Below are 18,649 nucleotides of genomic sequence, written 5' to 3'. Positions count from 1 at the left end.
AAGATTAGAAAGGAGATCATCATTATGGATAAGACTTATTTTGAAGGGCATGAAGCTTTGATTGCCGATGTCTATCGCTCATTCACGCGTCAGTTCCATGCGTTACCAACACATCGACGAACGAAACGTCAGTTGAGAAATCTTGCATTCTCCGTCATTCGTCAAGCTCGACCGACGTATGAGGAACGCACCGTTCTTTATGCTTACTTCGCTGAATTCTTCCGAGCAGTTGAGGAAGGACAGGATGAAGAGATTGCTTTTTATAAACAAATTGCACAGTAAAGACCCCCGATGGCTCCGTCAGAAGGGGTCTTTGTTGTTTTCTGAGAATCACGTCTGGAAATAAAAAAACAAGTAGGGAACGAGGTCCACTACTTGTTCATCAATGTTTTAAAGGATTATTTTACTTCCATCCATTTAAAGCTCATATCGGCACCGAATGGGTGACGGTATAATTTATCAATGTTTGTACGTTGTAAGTAAGCTTCCCCTTTTTGGTAGATTGGTGCGATGGCATAGTCTTCTGTCAACAGCATTTTTTCAGCTTCTTGCATGTCCGACCAACGTTTCGCTTCATCTGCTTGTTGTTTTGCTCCCTTGATGAGATCATCGAATTTTTTGTTCGAGTATTCCATTCGGTTGAAGCTTCCATCCGTTAACCACATATCGAGGAACGTCATTGGATCCTGGTAGTCAGGTCCCCAACCAGCCGCAGAGATATCGTAATCTCCCTTCGATTCGAGTTCGAGGAAGTTCTTGAACGGTTGTTGTTTGATTTTGATCGTCAAACCAGGCAGGTGCTTCTCAAGATCTCCTTTTAAGTACTCAGAAACCTTTTTGAAGGCATCTTCATCTCGTGAGAGCATGCTGAGTTCGACTGTCTTCACACCGAGTTCTTTCAAGCCAGCATCCCAAGCTTTTTTCGCAGCGTCAGCATCGTAGCTTTGTAGATCCGGATACTTCGCGCGGAAGTCTTCCCCATCTGGTGTAAACGTGAAGTCTTTCGCGACGATGAAGTTTGCAGGTTTTGATCCGTCATTTAGGATGACATCTGTAATCCCTTGTTTTTCAAAACCAAGCGCGAGCGCTTTTCGAATGTTTTTGTTTTTCAATGCTTTATTCTTTTGGTTAAAGCGAAGGAAGTTGATCCGAGCATCTGGACGCGTCTTGTAATCATCTGATTTTTCGTACTGCGAAACGAATTCAGACGTAATTGGTGCAAAATCGACTTCTTTCGCTTCGAAAAGGTTGACGCCAGTTGAGATTTCTTTGACGACCTTGACATCGATTTTGTCCATCTTAACATTCGCTTTATCCCAGTAATCTGGATTTTTCTTGTATGTCCAACCAGCATTCGCTTGCCATTTATCGAGGACGAAAGGTCCGTTGAAGACCATTGTATCAACACTTGTCGCGAACTTATCGCCTTTATCTTCGACGAATGATTGTTTTAATGGTAAGTACGTCGGGAAACTCGTCAAACCAAGGAAGTAAGGTGCTGGAGCTTCAAGTTGGACTTCAAGTGTCTGATCGTCGACTTTCTTGACGCCCAGTTCATCAAGTTCAGCGTCTCCAGCCATGATTTTGTTGGCATTTTTTAAATCTTGTAGAATGTACGCGTATTCTGCTGCTGTCTCTGGATTGAGTGCACGTTTCCAAGCATAGATGAAATCATCTGCTGTGACGGCCGATCCATCTGACCACTTCGCATCTTTACGCAGTTTGAACGTGTATGTTTTTTTATCGTCCGACACTTCAACGCTTTCTGCGATTCCAGGTGTTGGTTTGTTATCACCATCAAGACGATACAGCCCTTCGAAGACGTTGTTCGTGACGATGATGGAAGTCGAGTCCGTCGTTTTCGTCGGATCTAGCTGAGGTACATCCGTCGTCGAAACGAGTGTGACTTCCTTTTTTTGTTTTTCGAATCTGATCCGCTTGTGTTTTCGTCATTTCCTTGCCCGCATGCAGCGACAGCAAGAAGCGCGATACTGGAAAGTCCAGCAAAAGCGATTTTCGATGGTTTATTCATGGAACGATGACCCCCCGAGAGTTAGTGTTAAATATTTCAGAAAAATGTGAACATATTGTTAATTTAAGTGAAAGTGATTAAAAATGCAACATAAATTTTCAGATAATTCTCACTTATCAAGGTCTATCTCCTCAATTCCAAGCGATTTCAAATAGTCATAAAGTAGGAATAAGGTTAACGCATGCGGGGAATACATTCGTAACGTCAATCGAACGGGATCACCACGTAAACGCATATTCGTAATACGTACACCTTTACGCTCAAGAGCAAGAACGATGTCTGTTGGATCAAGTCCAGAAGGAAGTAACAGATGCGCGACGAGGACATTTGCTTCAAACCGACTATTGTTGATACGACTCATTATCCGAGTTAAGCCTTCCAGTAAGAAAAAGAGAAAGAGAACGAGAAAAATCGATTCCCAGATGAAACCTGCACCGATAGCGATCCCAATCCCGCTCGCACTCCAGATAATCGCGGCAGTCGTCAGCCCGCTGACGATATCATGCGGTCGACGTAAGATGACACCAGCGCCGATAAAACCAATTCCAGTAATGATTTGGGCGACGAGACGCATCGGATCCATCTGAACATTCGTCGCCATGTCATGGTAGAGTAAGACCGATTTGATGGAAACGATGGTTAACAGACAACTGATCAGGGTAATTACGAGGCTAGTGCGTATCCCAACCGGTTTATTTTTGATTTCACGCTCGAATCCGATGAAAATTCCAAGTGTAGCGGCTAATAGGAGTTTTAGAAGGTCTTCAAGCTGAAATACATGGATCCAGTTCATTCGTCTCAAATCCTTTCTTTACTTTAAAAGGTGATTTGTTATAATGACTTTTGTGTCTTTCGAATGAATATACGTAAGATGTAATAGATATACGAAAAAGGAAGTGTCTCATCATGAATCAACAAAAAATCGGGTTCTTTGCGCTCGCTGCAATGGTCATCGGTTCCATGGTCGGTGGAGGAGCTTTTAACCTTCCTGGTGCAATGGCCCAAAGTGCAAGTGCAGGACCTATCCTCATCGGATGGAGTATCACGGGGATTGGGATGATCATGCTCGCGTTAGTATTCCAACATCTCGCAAATAGTAAACCAGAGCTCGAAGGCGGTATCTATGCCTATGCGCGTGAAGGGTTCGGACGTTTCGTCGGTTTTAACAGTGCTTGGGGATACTGGGTATCGGCGTGGATTGGAACGGTTGCGAATATCACGCTCGTGTTTAATGCGATTAGTTATTTCTTCCCGATTTTCGCAGCAGAAAATCGAATATTCCTTCTCTTCATGAGTGTAGTCGTCATTTGGGGATTGTTCTGGCTCGTTTCGAGCGGTATCAAGGAAGCGACACTCGTCAATTTGATTACAACGATTGCAAAGCTCGTCCCGATCTTGATTTTCATTCTTCTAGTAGGAATTGCCTTTAATATCAAAACGTTTAATTTGGATATTTGGGGAGAGGGAACAGAACTCGGTTCGATCTTCGATCAAGTAAAAGGAACGATGCTCGTCACACTTTGGGCGTTCGTTGGAATTGAAGGAGCGGTCGTCTTATCAAGTCGTGCTAAAAATCGAAGTGATGTCGGGAAAGCGACGGTAACAGGACTCGTTGGAGTATTAGTCATCTACATTTTGATTTCCGTCCTATCACTCGGAGTGCTCAGTCAAGAAAAACTAGCTGGATTAAAAGAACCAACGATGGCGTATGTACTAGAGGCGGCGATTGGACCGGTCGGTGCGACGATCATCATGATCGGTTTGATTATCTCACTATCTGGCGCACTTCTCGGATGGACGATTCTCGCATCAGAAATTTCGTATCTTGTGGCGAAAGACGGTGCATTTCCGAAAGCATTCGCAAAAACGAACCGGAAAGGTGCTCCAGTCGGCGCGCTATTGATTACACAAATCGCGACACAGGTCGTCGCAGGAATCGCGCTTTTCTCAGCGCAAACCTATCTTGTCCTGTCGAGTATCGCTGGGATTTGTGCGTTATTACCATATTTATTATCAGCGTTGTATAGCATTCGGATATCGCGCGAAGAGCGCAATCAGAAAATGTTGCTTTTCTCCATCATCGCATCTGCGTATTCGATTTGGCTCGTCTATGCGTCGGGTATCTGGTACATCGTCATCGCGGCATTAGTCTATGCTCCAGGGATTCTCGCGTATGCGTTAGCAGAGCGAGAACAGCAACGGACGGGCATGTCACGTTATGAGTGGATTGCCAGCATGGTCCTTGTTGTATTAGCAGGAGTAGCCGTTTACGGAATGGTCGTCGGGGAAATTCAATTGTAAGAAACGCTATCAAAAAGAAGTCACGGTGGTTTTCATCCACCGTGACTTCTTTTTTGATTAAGGTGTTAAAAATCTTTTTTCGACATCCTGTACGGATAGAGGTTCAGAGAAGATGAATCCTTGCATGTGCTGACACGATGTCGTTTTTAGATAATCTAACGCGTGTTCAGTCTCAACACCTTCAGCGACAAGATTCAACTCTAGATTGCGACCGAGTTGAATGATGGAATCGAGCAAAGCATGGTCATTTGTCGCCAGACCATCAATGAATACTTTATCGATTTTTAATTCATCGATTGGAAAAGCACTGAGATACTGTAAAGAAGAATAACCGGTACCGAAATCATCGATCGATAAACGGAAGCCGAGCGACTTGATGAGGTGCATGCGTTCGACCGTTCGTTGCGTCTGGAGAATCGCGATGTTTTCCGTCATCTCCAAAGTAATCGAAGATGGAGATACCAGTCGTTCTGTTACGATGTGTTGTAATGTACGAATGAAGGAGTCGCTTTGGAACTGATGTGGTGAGATATTGATTGCCATCGTCAGTTTAGGATCAATCGTCTGTTGCCATTTTGCGAGCTGTTCACATGCTTCGATGATGACCCAGTTGTTGATTGGTGTGATCAGTGAAGCTTCTTCAGCGAGTGGAATGAATTCATCTGGTGGAATGCTCCCGAGTGCCGTGTGATTCCAGCGTAATAACGCTTCGAAGCCTTTGACGGCTTGTGTCTGAAGTTCAATGATTGGTTGATAAGCAAGATAAAGGGATTGATCTTCGAGTGCTGTGAAAAGGGAGCGCTCGAGTTGGATTTTCCGTGTGAACTGTGTATCCATCTCGTGCGTTAAATACTGGATCGTTCCAGTACCAATCGATTTTCCTGCGTATAGAGCTGTTTCCGACCGGCGATATAAATCTTCCAATGTTTTGGCTTCGGACGGATAGACCGTGATCCCGAACGTACAAGAAACGATCAATGAATGACCGTTAATATAATAAGGGCGCTGCAGTGCTTGTTGTAATTTTCGAGCATATTGGAAAAGCAGATTGCTCGACGGTGCAGGTAACAAGACACCAAATAGATCACTCGTCGGATGAAAGGCGAGTACACCTGTCGTATGTTGCAAAAGGCGTGTTGCCATCGCTTGAAGTAGTTGATCGCCGACATGTGTTCCAAACGAATCGTTGATGACTTTGAAACGATCGATATCGAACAAGATGAGCGCAATCGGATCATGCGACGCGGCAGAACGGAATAATGCTTCGCCTTCGCGTAAAAATCCTCGTTTATTTAATAAATGCGTCATCTCATGATGATGCACTAAAAAATCGAGTTCTTCTTCAAGTGCTGTTGTTTCCGTGATGTCGTTCCCGATGAACAAATGTTGGAAGCGAACGCCGTTCGCATCATAGATCGGAATGAGCGTCGCTTGGAGATGTATTCGTTCGCCCGTTTGCGAAGTAAGGCTAAGACGACCAGACCAGGCTTTTCGTTCACGAAGTTGTGCACGAATCTCCGAAACGACAGAACTGGATGGATCTAAGATGAGTGACCAAGGCTGGTTGAGAAGCATCTCAGAGCAATATCCTGTCACATCGATGAGTTGATCATTCACGTACGTGATCGTTCCTCGTGCATCGAAGACGGCGACAGAAGCAATCTGATCGAATGCATGACGTAAATCCATCAACCCTTGGAAGAGTGGTTTCATGTTCGTTTGTTGCTCAGCTGAAGGTAAACAGCAAACAAAGGCGGCAATAACGGTTCCTGTATCATCAAGTAAAGGAGATAAAAGAAGTGTTGACGTTACAGAAGTGCCCGTCTTATGCAACAAGGAGGCATTCGGTAATTGGACAGATTGACGGCGCTCCAAGAAGGCATGCCAAATCTGTTGGCTGAATGCTATGTCTTCCCGTTCGAGAAGTGGGACGATCTGGCCAACGATTTCCTGTTGTGTCCAGCCCCATTGCTGTGCGGCTAGCTCATTCCAAGAGCGGATGGTCAAGTCAGTATTCAATATGAAAGCGGGTAAAGGGAATTCTTGAATGACGACTTCATAGGAATCAATGGTCGAACGGTCCATTACGTGCGCACGCTCCTTTATAATGAAAAGAGATGACGGTTCACTTGTCTTGTCTTTTCCCAATATATTCAATTCTTACGCACTATAATCCTTTCGCTCGGATACTTTTTAGATGAAGATTCTGTGAAAGAATCTGCTATAATAATATTGAAAGCGTTTTCTAAAGAGTTATGAGGGGGAATCTCGATGAATCAAACAGAGAAAATCATTCAACAGACAGAACAGTTCGGAGCACATAACTACCATCCGCTCCCGATCGTCATCTCAGAGGCGGAGGGTGTCTTCGTTACGGATCCTGAAGGACGTCGTTATATGGATATGCTGAGTGCCTATTCAGCCGTTAACCAGGGACATCGTCATCCAAAAATCATCGAGGCTCTAAAACGTCAGGCAGACAAGATTACATTGACGTCACGTGCCTTTCACAATGATCAACTGGGCTTTTTCTATGAAAAAGTAGCACAATTGACGGGTAAAGACATGGTGTTACCGATGAACACGGGTGCGGAAGCTGTCGAGACAGCAGTGAAAGCAGCACGACGCTGGGCATATGAAGTCAAACAAATCCCAGGTGATGCTGAAATCATCGTTTGCGAAGGAAACTTCCACGGTCGGACAATGACAGCCGTCTCGATGTCGACGGAAGCAGAATACCAACGTGGATTTGGACCGCTTCTTCCTGGAATCAAGACGATTCCATATGGCGATCTTGAGGCATTAAAACAGGCAATCACTGAAAATACAGCGGCATTCATCTTGGAACCGATTCAAGGCGAAGCGGGCATCTTAATTCCTTATGATGGTTTCTTGAAGGACGCACAAGAAGTCTGTCGTGCGCAAAACGTGTTGCTCGTATCGGATGAGATTCAATCTGGACTCGGTCGTTCCGGTAAATGGTTTGCTTCTGATTGGGACGAGGTAACACCAGACATGTACATTCTTGGTAAAGCACTGGGTGGTGGTGTATTCCCAATCTCATGTGTTGCCGCGAATAAAGATGTCCTTTCTGTCTTCAATCCAGGTTCACACGGCTCGACGTTTGGTGGCAATCCACTTGCGTGTGCCGTCTCGATTGCTTCACTTGAAGTATTAGAAGACGAAAAGTTACCGGAACGTTCACTTGAACTCGGTACGTACTTCATGGAGAAATTAAAACAAATCAACAACCCGATGATCAAAGAAGTACGTGGTCGTGGATTATTCATTGGTGTTGAGTTGACAGAAGCAGCGCGACCATATTGCGAAGCGTTGAAAGAAAAAGGCTTACTCTGTAAAGAAACGCATGAGACAGTCATTCGCTTTGCACCACCGCTCGTCATTACAAAAGAAGAGTTGGACTGGGCATTCGAACGGATCGAACAAGTATTAGGTGTCTCCGTCGCGCAATAAATAAAAGAATAGAATCAGGTTGGACAACAGTGAACAGACCGTTCACTGTTGTTTTTGTTTAGGTAAGTGTCGGTTTTGATACAGGAAACGTTTGAAAATCAGTGACAAGGGAACAGACAACTATCGCAAAAAAAACTTTTAAATGGGGGTAATGGTTATGTCAAACAACAGTGGTCTCAATAAAAAAGTAGATGGTCTCGTCGATAAAGTAGCAGGGAAAGCGAAAGAAGCGCTCGGGAAAGCAACAGGTGATAAATCAACAGAACGTGAAGGTAAAAAAGATCAAGTAAAAGGCGAGGCGAAGAAAACAGTCGGAAACGTCCAACAAAATTTCGAAGATACGAATCGCCGCTAAGACCGTTGAAATTAAATAGAAAAACCGGACTGGAGAATGACTCTAGTCCGGTTTTTAGCGTCTGCTATAATGAATTTTTATATCAATAAAAAAAGATAATGAATAATTTGTATAAAGGTCTAGTCATTTAGATATTTATGTGGAATAATAAAAAACGTAAAAGCGTTTACATTGTTCTGTCATTATCGTTTTATTCAGGAAAGGGTGAAAGGTATGTTGCAGTTTCTACAACGAATTGGTAAAGCCTTGATGCTACCAATCGCAGTATTACCGGCTGCGGGGATCGTGCTCCGGTTAGGTTCGGCGGATATGCTTGATATTCCGTTGATGGTAGCAGCAGGAGGGGCTATTTTTGATAACCTTCCACTGATTTTTGCCATTGGTGTCGCGATTGGTCTATCGATCGATGCGAGTGGGGCAGCGGGTCTTGCCGGGGCCATCGGGTATCTCGTCTTAAAGAATGGCGTCGACTCGATGAACAAGGATTATTCCAGTGCACAGATTCAGGCGAAGTATGATGCGATCGCTGCGATCGTCAATGATTCCTCGACCAAGGTCGACGGAGCGACACTTGGTTCGATCGCGAATCAGGCGACACTCGGTTCGACCGTTAATATGGCGGTATTCGGTGGAATCATCGCGGGTATCGTCGCAGGACTTCTATACAATCGGTTCTATAACATTAAGTTACCGGATTGGTTAGCATTCTTTGGTGGTCGTCGTTTCGTTCCAATCATTACATCAGCGGTCATGCTTGTACTTGCTTTCATCTTTGGTTATGTCTGGCCGTTCATCGAGCAAGGCATCAACGGTGCTGGTGAATGGATGGTTGGTCTTGGTGCAGGAGGCGCTGCTCTGTTTGGATTCTTTAACCGTCTCTTGATTCCTGTCGGCTTACACCACGTCTTAAATAATATTTTCTGGTTCGTCTTCGGTTCATATGAAAAAGCAGATGGTACGGTCGCGAACGGTGACATCGCGCGCTTCTTCGCTGGAGATCCGACAGCTGGGATTTATCAAGCGGGCTTCTTCCCAATCATGATGTTCGCCTTACCGGCTGCAGCTTTTGCGATTGTCATGGCTGCGCGTAAGGAAAATCGAAAAGCAGTTGCTGGAGCGATGATTGGTCTTGGACTGACGTCCTTCTTGACAGGGATCACGGAACCAATCGAGTTCTCGTTCATGTTCTTATCACCTGTTTTATATGTCATTCATGCAGTTTTAACAGGTCTATCGATGGCCATCGTTAACTTACTCGGTATTTTACATGGCTTCTCCTTCTCGGCTGGTTTCATTGATTATGCCTTGAACTTCGGTATTGCCACAAAACCATTACTTCTCATCCCGGTTGGTCTCGCGTTCGCGGTCGTCTACTACTTCCTGTTCTACTTCATGATCACGAAATTTGATCTGAAGACACCAGGTCGTGAAGATGAATCGCTCGTCACAGACACGGGAGTCGTTTTGACAGATTCAGACGATAAATATGAGCAACAAGCAGCTCAAATTTTTGCCGGATTGAAAGGAACAGAAAATGTCACGTCGATTGACAATTGTGCGACACGTTTACGTCTTCAAGTCAAAGATCCAAACATCATTGACGAAGCAGCGATTAAAGCGGCTGGAGCAAAAGGTGTCATGAAGATGGGCGCGACCAGCGTGCAAATCATCATTGGAACAGACGTCGAATTCGTTGCGGATGCGATGAAGCGACAGAAGTAAACAAAACGACCTTTCCTGAACTCAGGAAAGGTCGTTTTGTTGTACGTTCGCAACAGGTGCTGTTTTGCTTGAGCGATAGATTGGATAAAAGATTCCGATCAAGATGATGACGATCCCAATCCATTGGGAACTCATCAGATGTTCTCCTAAAATTAAGACGGAACAGATGACTGCTGTCGGTAGTTCAGCCGCTCCGAGCAAAGAAACGCTTGCTGGAGACAGATGAGGGGCGCCTGCAGCAAATAAGAGTGGTGGCAAAATCAACGCGAATAGACCGAGCGGAATCGCGTATAACAGAAGTCCATTTTCGAAGTTCGCAGACGACAAGAACGTCGTTGGTGGATACATGATCATGACGAAAGCAAGACCACCTGTCATCATGTAAAAACTTTTCTTAATGACGGGTAAATGATTGGCGATGCGTCCACTAGCGAGTAGGAAAATCGAAAAACTAACAGCAGCTCCAAGACCGAATAATGTTCCACGCAGGTCGAGTGGGCTCGAGTAAGCAGCACTCGCAAGAATGGCTCCGCCAATCAGTAGAATCGCGGACAGGAAATGCGCGCGAGTAGGTAAACGTCTGAATGCGAGCGCATCAATGATGACACCGATCCAAGTGAATTGGAATAAGAGAATGATCGCAACGGATGCCGATACGGTCTGAAGACTTTGGTAATAGAGATAACCGGTTGTACCGCTTGAAATACCAATCAGCATGAGAAGACCAGCTGTTTTGAGATCGAGACGAAGGTTTTTCGTAAATAAGGCAAGTCCGAAAATCATCAGCCAGCCGAAGAAAAATTGACTACCTGAAACGGCTGCTGAGTTGAATCCAGCAGCATAAGCGAGTTTGACGATCGTTGAGAGGACACCATAACTGATAGCGCCAATCAGAACGAATAAAGTGGCTTTTGAGCGATGCATGAATAATTTCCCTCCATTTTTAGTAAAAACCACACAAAAAAGGTTGCAACGGGGCCTTGTCCAGGTTTTTTGGACAGGGTTTGGTTGCAACCTGTGTGATTTATTGAGTTGATGTGTCGAGCAAACGATACAGCCGGGTTTTCGTTTGATTATACTGAACGGTCAGCGCATTCCACTTCTTTAATGACGCGGTAGCTTTCCGTGTTAAACGATTTAAATCCGCTGTTGACTCATCAATCTTAACGAAATCCGGTTTTTTCGTCAAGCGTGAAAGCACTTTCTTTTCAGCGTCCATCGCTTGTCGATACGTTTTCGAGAACGTTTGAAATGTCTGCTCGCGTTCCTTGATGATTGTCACTAAGGCAGTTCCTTCTGTTTTTGCTTTACCATCAAGTTTGTTGACAGCATCCTTCAATTCTTCAAGATCGAGTGCAGCGTACGTTTCCTTACGTAACGTTTCTTCTTGTTTCAATAAAGCAAGCCGTTCGTCATTTAAGGCTTCTAATTCCTCTCGTTCATTTTGAGAGCGTTTGATTTCTTCAGCACCTGCATCAAGAACAGCTTGGTACGTATTAACTGAAATTTCATCCTTACGAGCACGTTGATCAGCTAGCGTAAATGCCTTCTCTTCACCTTTCACTTGTTGCTCTAGCTGTTCATGAAGAGAGGCTGGTGAATCGTTGGAGCAGGCAGCGAGTCCGAAGTTCGACAGGAACAGTATTGCTACGAATGTTTTTTTCATCTGGATAGTAACTCCTTATAAATTCGAGTGTTGCGCGAAGTTGTACGGAATATGGAAATCTTCATCATAAATCGCGAATTGATAGCCTTTTTTCTGAAGTCCGGCAACAATGGCTGGAAGTGCCTTGATGGCTTGTGGTTGTTCATGTAAGAGTATGATTTCAAACGGACGCTCTGCTCGCCGAATGACCGTATTCGCTACTTCTTTTGCACTATCTTTGTAATACCAGTCCATTGAATCGATTGACCAGTCCCACACACGGAAGTCTGCTGAATGAATGGCAGATGCCATTTTTTTCGTGATGCCGGGATCAGAGCCATAAGGTGGTCGTGTCAAATGTGGTGTTAGCTTCGTCAACTCATGGATTTTCTTCTGAACACTTTGCATCTCTGAGACATACTTTCCTTTTTCGTACAATGTATCGTAATCGTGTGTTTCCCCGTGTAATCCGATATAGTGTCCAGCTTTAGCAGTAGCTTTGACTTCTTGCGGAAAAGCATCTACTTGTGATCCGAGATAAAAGAAAGTGGCACGAGTCTGAAGTTGATCCAATGTTCGAAGTAAGTCCGGTGTTAATGCGGATGGACCATCCTCGAATGTTAAATAAGCGACTTTTTTCGTCACACCATTCCATTTTTCCACGCGTGCTTTTTCCATATTGACGACAGGTACTTCAGTAATGGATTTACCTGTCGTAATGGATTGCTGTTCAGGAGTAAAAACGTATCGATAAGCGACATATCCCCCAACTCCGAGAAAAACAAGTGTGAGAAGTAAGAAAAATCGAGGGAAAAACTTTCTTTTTTTTGTACGCGGTCGTGGACCGAGTTCGCTAGCGTGGCTTGAGGTAAATGGATCCATCGTTGTCTGTCGCTCCTTTTGTCAAAAATATCATATACAGATAATGTAACATTCTGACTGTTTCTTTTGTAACAAACAGATGACAAAAAGATGACGAAAAATCGATTTTTCTAAAAAATATCGATTTATTTAGAAGAAGTTTGTAAGAAATAAAAAAACAACCACTGAATAAGTGATTGTTTCATGTGTTATTAGTGTTCTGTTACAGCACACTCATCGCATTCTGTTTGATAGGATTCACATTGTTCATCCATCTCTTTTCCGCAATGGGCACACGTCTTGACGGGAAGCTCACGATAGAATGCAGCAGATGCTTCTTGGTAAAGGGGTTGTTCCATGTGTTTTTCCTCCTTCAAAATAAACGCAATGGTCTTTTTTCTTGTTTTTATTGTATTAGTACAGAAGTTTAATGTCAACTATTGTTTTATAACAGTAAATTCGTTTGAAGTATTGATAGAGGACAATAAAAAAGAGACATGCTACGATATCTAAGTAATCTGATAATAATAAGGGGGATTTACACATGACACATGCAACACTTGATACAATGCGTGTCTTAACAGAAAGACGTTCGGTTCGTCATTACGACGAAATGTTCAAACTTTCAAAACAGGAAGTGGAAGAACTATTAGAATGGACGACAGCGGCGCCGAGTGCTTGGAATTTGCAACACTGGCATTTCACGGTCTTCCATTCAGAAGAAGCGAAGCAACAGCTTGCACCGATCGCATACAATCAGCCGGCTATCACTTCGGCTTCAGCAGTCATTGCGATCTTAGGTGATGTTCAAGCTAATCGAAACTACAATCCGGTGTACGGTCCAGCAGTAGAAGCAGGTGGCATGACAGAGGATTTATTTGATTCGATCAAGGCACAGGTAGAAGGCGCTTATCAAAGTGAAGCCTATGGGCGCGATGCGGCAATGTCGAATGCGAGCCTTGCTGCGATGCAATTGATGCTTGCGGCAGAAGCGCGTGGATTATCAACACTCGCAATGGGTGGATTCGATCATCAACGTTTTGCGGAAACGTTCATCACCGAGTCACGGTATGTACCGGTCATGTTGATTGCTGTCGGAAAAGCGGTTGAAGATGCGAAAAAGCGTCCGGCACTACGTTTACCGATTGATCAAGTATCGACCTTCCTGTAAGTCATTCAAAATGGAGGAAGCGGGGTTCAATTCCTCCATTTTAATTTTTATTTTTTTTTCAGAAAAAGACTTGTCAGCCTTTTAGTTTCTTGATATATTAATACATGTCCTAGCAAGTACATAATGTACTGCAAACATGATTCTGTAGCTCAGCTGGGAGAGCGCTACCTTGACAGGGTAGAGGTCGCTGGTTCGAGCCCAGTCAGAATCATACCGAAAGCCCGCTTTTCCTTTATAGGAAAAGCGGGCTTTTTTTATTATTTCTTTATCTCATCCTCTGTGACCCATTTATGGTTTTTCACCATCTCTCCACCGTCCGTCGGTTCATAGTTCACCATGTAGACCGTCGTTTCCTTTACTTCATCAATCGTCGCTTTTGCTCCATCCATACCTTTCATATGATCCGCTTTGACAGTTGTTTCATCACCAACTTGCAGTGGCTTAGTTGGAACGGGATCGAGTTCTTCCTGAATGACCCATTTATGATTTTTCACCATCTTTCCACCAGTAGTCGGTTTGTAACTGATCGCATAGACGACGGTGTCGTAAGCTCCCGCAATCGTTGCTTTAGCTCCGTCCATACCGTCCATATGATCCGTCGTCAACGTGACGTTGCTTCCTTTCGGATAAGTCGGATCACTGGCTTCCTTTAAACCGGATGGTAGCTTTCCGTCGCTCGAATGCATCATATCTCCATGAGACATATCGTGTGAGTCACTATTACTTCCATCGTTATTGGCGGATCCACATGCACCGAGCCAAAGCGTAGAACTAAGAGCAAGTGCGGTTAATGTCAATGATTTTTTCATATAAAACCCTCCTGAAGTCACTAGTCTTCTTTACTATACCCAGCGTATATGCAAATCGTGTGCAGATGAGGTGACAGTTTCGTTTGCCTGCGTCGATCGCGTTTTTTTTAGCTATACTAAAAATGGAGAGAAAAAGGAGGAATCGTCATGCGTCGTATTTCATACTCAGTCGGAGGAATCGTGCTTGCGGCATTTTTAATTTGTGGCAGTGTGTTGTTTGGGACATTGTATTATCAGTTGTCTCAAACACGAACGCAGGAAGTAGTAGACGGTTTACTGAACCGAGGAAATACACACCGTGATGTCCTTGTCGATTCCTATGACCAAACGACGATGCGCCATGTCAGCATGATGGAAGCAGATTCATCGTTTACTGTGGTGATCACTGATGCAGATGGAAAACAACTCGAAGCGTCACGACATTTGTCGAATGAGATGAAGAGCATGTTAGAGCATACGGATTTTGATTACCGTCAACAAGGAAAAATCGTGACGATGCGTGACTTTTTAATGACGGACAGTCCCATCACCATTGACGGGGAACATCGTGGTCATGTATTCATGTTCGCTTCTAAAGAAATCGTAGATCACGTACTTGATCCGTTGAAACAGCAGTTTCTCCAAGTGGGGCTGCTAGCGCTTTTATTAGCGGGTGCGGCAAGCATTTGGACGACCCGACTCATTTCTCGTCCGTTGATTCAGATGGAAAAAGCGACAGCGCGTCTATTGGATGGGGAAGGTGGAGAGTTGCCGATTGATCGAAAAGATGAACTGGGACAATTGGCGCGTTCGATTCAGCAATTAAAACAAGATCTCGATTTTTTGAATCGGGAACGATCCGAATTTTTAGCAACCGTATCTCATGAACTACGAACACCATTGACATATATAAAGGGATACGCGGATATTCTCGAACGCCAAACGTTGACGCCGGATGAGCAACAACGCTACATTACGATCATTCGAGAAGAAAGTCAGCAAATGAATGAATGGATTGAGCAATTGTTTTGGCTAGCACGAATTGACGCCAATGCTTTTATGATGGAGCAAAAACCTGTCGATGTCGAAGACTTGATTCATCAAGTGATACGATTGATGCGTCCAGACATCGAACAAGAAAATGTTTCGTTCGAGATAGAAGGTGAGCGATTAGAAGTGATGGGTGACGCTCAGCAGCTCCGTCAGATGATCGTGAATATCATTGAAAATGCACGGCGACATACGACGTCGGGAAAAATTATCGTTCGTTATGGTGTCAACGCAGTAGGGGCTTTCATTCAAATCGAAGATACAGGAGAAGGGATCGCTGCAGAATCTTTACCTCATGTAACGAAACGGCTCTACCGAACGGAAGCATCTCGTTCTCGAAAACATGGAGGAACTGGAATCGGACTCTCCATCGTTGAAGCAATTGCTCAGACACATGGTGCAGAATTGAACATCAAGAGTCAACTTGGACATGGAACACAAGTGACACTGCAGTGGAAGGAGAAATAAAATGCCGCATGTATTGATCGTAGATGATGAACCAAGAATGCTTGAACTGCTCAAACTGTATATTCAGCCGTATGGGTACACGTGTCAGCTTGTGGATTCTGCGCAACAAGCTCTTGATCTCTGCCGTCAGCACGTATTCGACCTGATTTTACTAGATGTCATGATGCCGGATATGGATGGCTGGACATGTTGTCGTCTCATTCGAGAACACTCTAACATCCCAATCTTGATGGTTACGGCTCGGAATCAGCGGGAAGACATCATTAGGACACGAGAAGTAGGAGCGAATGATTACATATCAAAACCGATTCAAGAAGGGGAACTGATCGGGCGAATGGAAGTTTTATTACAGCAACAGTATGATGGTCTATCCTATGACCGGGAAAGCTATCGTTGTAGTTACCTCCAACAAAAGATTTCGTTAACGAAGACGGAGTTTGAGTTGTTAGGTGTATTTTTAGATTCTCCACGACGTGTTTGGACACGCGATCAACTAACGACGATGTTATGGGGAGCGGAAGCGTCTGTAGACGAGCGGACGATCGACTCGCATATCAGACATTTAAGAGAAAAACTACGTGTTTGCGGTTTTCCGATTGAACAGCATCTCGAAACAGTTCGCGGAATCGGATACCGATGGACACACCAATAAAGGGGAAAATCAAAACATGACGACACTCTATTTCGTACGGCACGCACACTCGACATATTCACTAGATGAACGGAAACGGCCACTTTCCGATAAAGGACGAGCAGATGCGATACGTTTACTTGAAACGTTTCAAGAAATTCCAATCGACAGGTTCTACAGCAGCCCATATCAACGGGCGATCGAGACGATTGCACCGCTTGCGGAGGCACGTCAACAACCAATCATTGAGGTAGAGGAACTACGAGAGCGATTGTTAGCACCGGGAGAGCTTGACGATTTTCAAGCAGCGGTCACATATGTATGGCAACATCCGAATGAAAATCCGTATGGAGGCGAAACGAACAACGAAGCGTCGCAACGCATTCGGCCATTCATCGACGAACTAGTGGAGAAGCATCCTGACGAAATAGTCGTTCTTGGAACACACGGAAACATCATGGTGTTACTCTTAGAAACATTTGATTCGACGTTTGATTACGCATTTTGGAAATCCTTATCGATGCCAGCCGTATGTCGAATGGATGTGAGATTAGGAGAAAAGGCGGACATTCATGTCGTACCACTTTTGACGAATACAAAGTAAAAAAAGAGACGGAACTGATGAGTGAATCAGTTTCCGTCTCTTTTGTAATTGGAGAAATCTTAAGGCGTAGGAACAGCACCTTCATGTTTTCGGATCAAATCAGCTGTTAATTGACCGGACAAGGTGACCATTGGTACACCGCCGCCTGGGTGTGTCGAACCACCGACGAAATAAAGTCCTTCGTACAAGTCACTCTTCGATGGAATCTTGAATCCACCATTTTTCTTCCGATCGGCTGCGACACCATAAATCGATCCACCGTTTGGACCGTATAATTCCTTCAAATCTTCTGGGGTGAAGCGATATTCAAACTCGATTGATTCACGAAGTCCGTGAAGTCCCATCCGCTCTAGTTTATCGAGAACGACTTCGCGGTACGCATTCCAGTCGACCTCACCTTTTTGAAGTGTTAGCGGTGGAACATGCGTTAAGACGAATAAGTTATCCTTCCCTTCAGGAGCTTGGGAAGCGTCGGATTTTGACGAGACACCAACGTAAATCGTCGGATCCTCAGGAGGGATACCTTCTTTGAACATTTGGGCGAATTCACGCTCTGGATTTTCCGAGAAAAAGAAATTATGATGCGCTAGCCCGCGATACTCGCGATTTACACCGAGCAGCAGGACAAGACCTGAAACGGAAGGAGCGAACGACGCCTGTAATTTTTTGGCCTGCTTCCGGGCTTTTTTCTCCGGTACGATCCGTTCATAAGTCGGAATGACCTCGAGATTTGAGACGACGATATCGGCTGCATGAAACGTTCCGTTTGATAAGACGCCAACCGCTTTTTTATTTTCAAGGACGATTTGTTCAACGGGTGAGTTGAGATGAACCGTGACACGGAGCTCATCAAGCAACCGTTTCATGGCACGCGCGATTTGGTACATGCCACCTTTGACATAATAGATGCCGAGTCCCATTTGAACGTAAATCATCTGATTGAAGACAGCAGGTGCTTGATAAGGGTTGGAACCAACATACATGACCATATAGTTGAATAGCTGTTCGAGATATGGATCATTGAGATGTTTCTTTGTTCCGGTCGCGACGGTATTCATAGGATCCATCTTTAATAAATCAGACATCGTATGGTATTTTTTTAAGTCCTTTAAATCTTCGAGACTGTATTTATAAAAACTGTCGAGGCACAAGTCGTACATTTGTTTGGAGTACCGGAACAATTCGACAAAATCAGCTCGTGACGAGACTTGTTCGACTTCTTCAAGCATTCCAGGTAAGTCACCTTTGACATCGATTTTTGTTCCATCTTCAAAGAATGTACGCCATTGCGGTTCAATGCGCTCGATTTCTAAGTAATCATCCAAGTTACGATGAACGCTTGAGAAGAGTTGTTCGAGTACCCAAGGCATCGTTAAGATGGAAGGACCGGTATCGAAAGTAAATCCCTTTCCACTACGTTGATTCAGTTTCCCTCCGACGTTTGCATTCTTTTCAAGCATCGTGACTGCATAACCATCTCCAGCCAAACGAATGGCGGCAGACATACCAGCAAGACCTGCTCCAATGACAATTGCGCGTTTCTTCAA

The 18,649-nt window shown here is 44.4% G+C and carries 17 protein-coding genes, 1 tRNA gene and 1 pseudogene; 10 read left to right on the top strand and 9 right to left on the bottom strand.

Translation table 11 applies throughout. From position 1 onward, the window contains the following. The first annotated feature begins 24 nt into the window (after positions 1 to 24). A complete protein-coding gene (locus AC3B4V_RS14045; RefSeq protein ID WP_023467133.1) occupies positions 25 to 282 on the top strand; it encodes a hypothetical protein in 258 nt (85 codons plus the stop codon). A 116-nt stretch (positions 283 to 398) separates the two neighbouring features. Here the strand turns inward: AC3B4V_RS14045 and AC3B4V_RS14040 are convergent. Further along, positions 399 to 2,032: pseudogene (locus AC3B4V_RS14040) on the bottom strand (peptide ABC transporter substrate-binding protein). Positions 2,033 to 2,141: 109 nt separating this feature from the next. Beyond that, on the bottom strand, positions 2,142 to 2,825 hold the full coding sequence (locus AC3B4V_RS14035; RefSeq protein ID WP_488378745.1) for an MgtC/SapB family protein: 684 nt from the start codon (positions 2,823 to 2,825) through the stop codon (positions 2,142 to 2,144). 110 nt (positions 2,826 to 2,935) lie between these two features. Here AC3B4V_RS14035 and AC3B4V_RS14030 point away from each other — a divergent pair, with 110 nt between their 5' ends. Next, positions 2,936 to 4,333: a basic amino acid/polyamine antiporter gene (locus tag AC3B4V_RS14030; protein WP_197484541.1), complete on the top strand. Its 1,398-nt coding sequence runs from the start codon at positions 2,936 to 2,938 to the stop codon at positions 4,331 to 4,333. 57 nt (positions 4,334 to 4,390) lie between these two features. Here AC3B4V_RS14030 and AC3B4V_RS14025 read toward each other — a convergent pair whose 3' ends face one another. After that, the gene (locus AC3B4V_RS14025) at positions 4,391 to 6,418 is read right to left on the bottom strand and encodes a putative bifunctional diguanylate cyclase/phosphodiesterase (RefSeq protein ID WP_488378744.1); all 2,028 of its coding nucleotides are present in this window, start codon (positions 6,416 to 6,418) and stop codon (positions 4,391 to 4,393) included. Positions 6,419 to 6,604: 186 nt separating this feature from the next. On the opposite strand from AC3B4V_RS14025, the gene AC3B4V_RS14020 reads away from it, so the two are divergent. From AC3B4V_RS14020 to nagE, 3 genes are all read left to right on the top strand, one after another. After that, positions 6,605 to 7,807 carry an ornithine--oxo-acid transaminase gene (locus AC3B4V_RS14020; RefSeq protein ID WP_023467138.1) on the top strand — a complete coding sequence of 401 codons (1,203 nt, stop codon included), beginning with the start codon at positions 6,605 to 6,607 and terminating at the stop codon, positions 7,805 to 7,807. A gap of 157 nt (positions 7,808 to 7,964) precedes the next feature. After that, the gene (locus AC3B4V_RS14015; RefSeq protein WP_023467139.1) at positions 7,965 to 8,162 is read left to right on the top strand and encodes a CsbD family protein; all 198 of its coding nucleotides are present in this window, start codon (positions 7,965 to 7,967) and stop codon (positions 8,160 to 8,162) included. A 213-nt stretch (positions 8,163 to 8,375) separates the two neighbouring features. Next, a complete protein-coding gene (gene nagE / locus AC3B4V_RS14010) occupies positions 8,376 to 9,884 on the top strand; it encodes an N-acetylglucosamine-specific PTS transporter subunit IIBC (RefSeq protein WP_195865870.1) in 1,509 nt (502 codons plus the stop codon). Positions 9,885 to 9,905: 21 nt separating this feature from the next. Here nagE and AC3B4V_RS14005 read toward each other — a convergent pair whose 3' ends face one another. From AC3B4V_RS14005 to yhfH, 4 genes are all read right to left on the bottom strand, one after another. Then, entirely contained in the window at positions 9,906 to 10,808 is a 903-nt protein-coding gene (locus AC3B4V_RS14005) for an EamA family transporter (protein ID WP_064300855.1), read from the bottom strand. Between the two features lie 100 nt (positions 10,809 to 10,908). Next, on the bottom strand, positions 10,909 to 11,550 hold the full coding sequence (locus AC3B4V_RS14000; RefSeq protein WP_488378743.1) for a YkyA family protein: 642 nt from the start codon (positions 11,548 to 11,550) through the stop codon (positions 10,909 to 10,911). A gap of 15 nt (positions 11,551 to 11,565) precedes the next feature. Further along, positions 11,566 to 12,192, bottom strand: a complete 627-nt coding sequence (locus tag AC3B4V_RS13995; RefSeq protein ID WP_370567813.1) for a polysaccharide deacetylase family protein — start codon at positions 12,190 to 12,192, stop codon at positions 11,566 to 11,568. Positions 12,193 to 12,602: 410 nt separating this feature from the next. Further along, positions 12,603 to 12,749, bottom strand: a complete 147-nt coding sequence (gene yhfH / locus AC3B4V_RS13990) for a protein YhfH (protein WP_064505459.1) — start codon at positions 12,747 to 12,749, stop codon at positions 12,603 to 12,605. 185 nt (positions 12,750 to 12,934) lie between these two features. Here yhfH and AC3B4V_RS13985 point away from each other — a divergent pair, with 185 nt between their 5' ends. Beyond that, the gene (locus AC3B4V_RS13985; RefSeq protein ID WP_488378742.1) at positions 12,935 to 13,561 is read left to right on the top strand and encodes a nitroreductase family protein; all 627 of its coding nucleotides are present in this window, start codon (positions 12,935 to 12,937) and stop codon (positions 13,559 to 13,561) included. Between the two features lie 138 nt (positions 13,562 to 13,699). After that, positions 13,700 to 13,772 (top strand) — tRNA-Val (locus AC3B4V_RS13980). Between the two features lie 46 nt (positions 13,773 to 13,818). Here the strand turns inward: AC3B4V_RS13980 and AC3B4V_RS13975 are convergent. Then, positions 13,819 to 14,370, bottom strand: a complete 552-nt coding sequence (locus tag AC3B4V_RS13975) for a YdhK family protein (protein ID WP_133208512.1) — start codon at positions 14,368 to 14,370, stop codon at positions 13,819 to 13,821. A gap of 147 nt (positions 14,371 to 14,517) precedes the next feature. Here AC3B4V_RS13975 and AC3B4V_RS13970 point away from each other — a divergent pair, with 147 nt between their 5' ends. The 3 genes from AC3B4V_RS13970 to AC3B4V_RS13960 are packed head-to-tail and all read left to right on the top strand — an operon-like array spanning position 14,518 to position 17,102. Continuing rightward, positions 14,518 to 15,867 (top strand): sensor histidine kinase, encoded by a 1,350-nt coding sequence (locus tag AC3B4V_RS13970; RefSeq protein ID WP_488378741.1) that lies wholly within the window; start codon positions 14,518 to 14,520, stop codon positions 15,865 to 15,867. A 1-nt stretch (position 15,868) separates the two neighbouring features. After that, positions 15,869 to 16,519 (top strand): response regulator transcription factor, encoded by a 651-nt coding sequence (locus AC3B4V_RS13965; RefSeq protein WP_023467148.1) that lies wholly within the window; start codon positions 15,869 to 15,871, stop codon positions 16,517 to 16,519. A 16-nt stretch (positions 16,520 to 16,535) separates the two neighbouring features. Beyond that, positions 16,536 to 17,102 (top strand): histidine phosphatase family protein, encoded by a 567-nt coding sequence (locus AC3B4V_RS13960; RefSeq protein WP_488378740.1) that lies wholly within the window; start codon positions 16,536 to 16,538, stop codon positions 17,100 to 17,102. Positions 17,103 to 17,161: 59 nt separating this feature from the next. Here the strand turns inward: AC3B4V_RS13960 and AC3B4V_RS13955 are convergent, their stop codons facing one another. Beyond that, a complete protein-coding gene (locus AC3B4V_RS13955) occupies positions 17,162 to 18,649 on the bottom strand; it encodes a phytoene desaturase family protein (protein ID WP_488378739.1) in 1,488 nt (495 codons plus the stop codon).

Source organism: Exiguobacterium sp. E17S, assembly GCF_057772545.1.
This window is presented reverse-complemented; position numbering and strand designations above follow the sequence as displayed.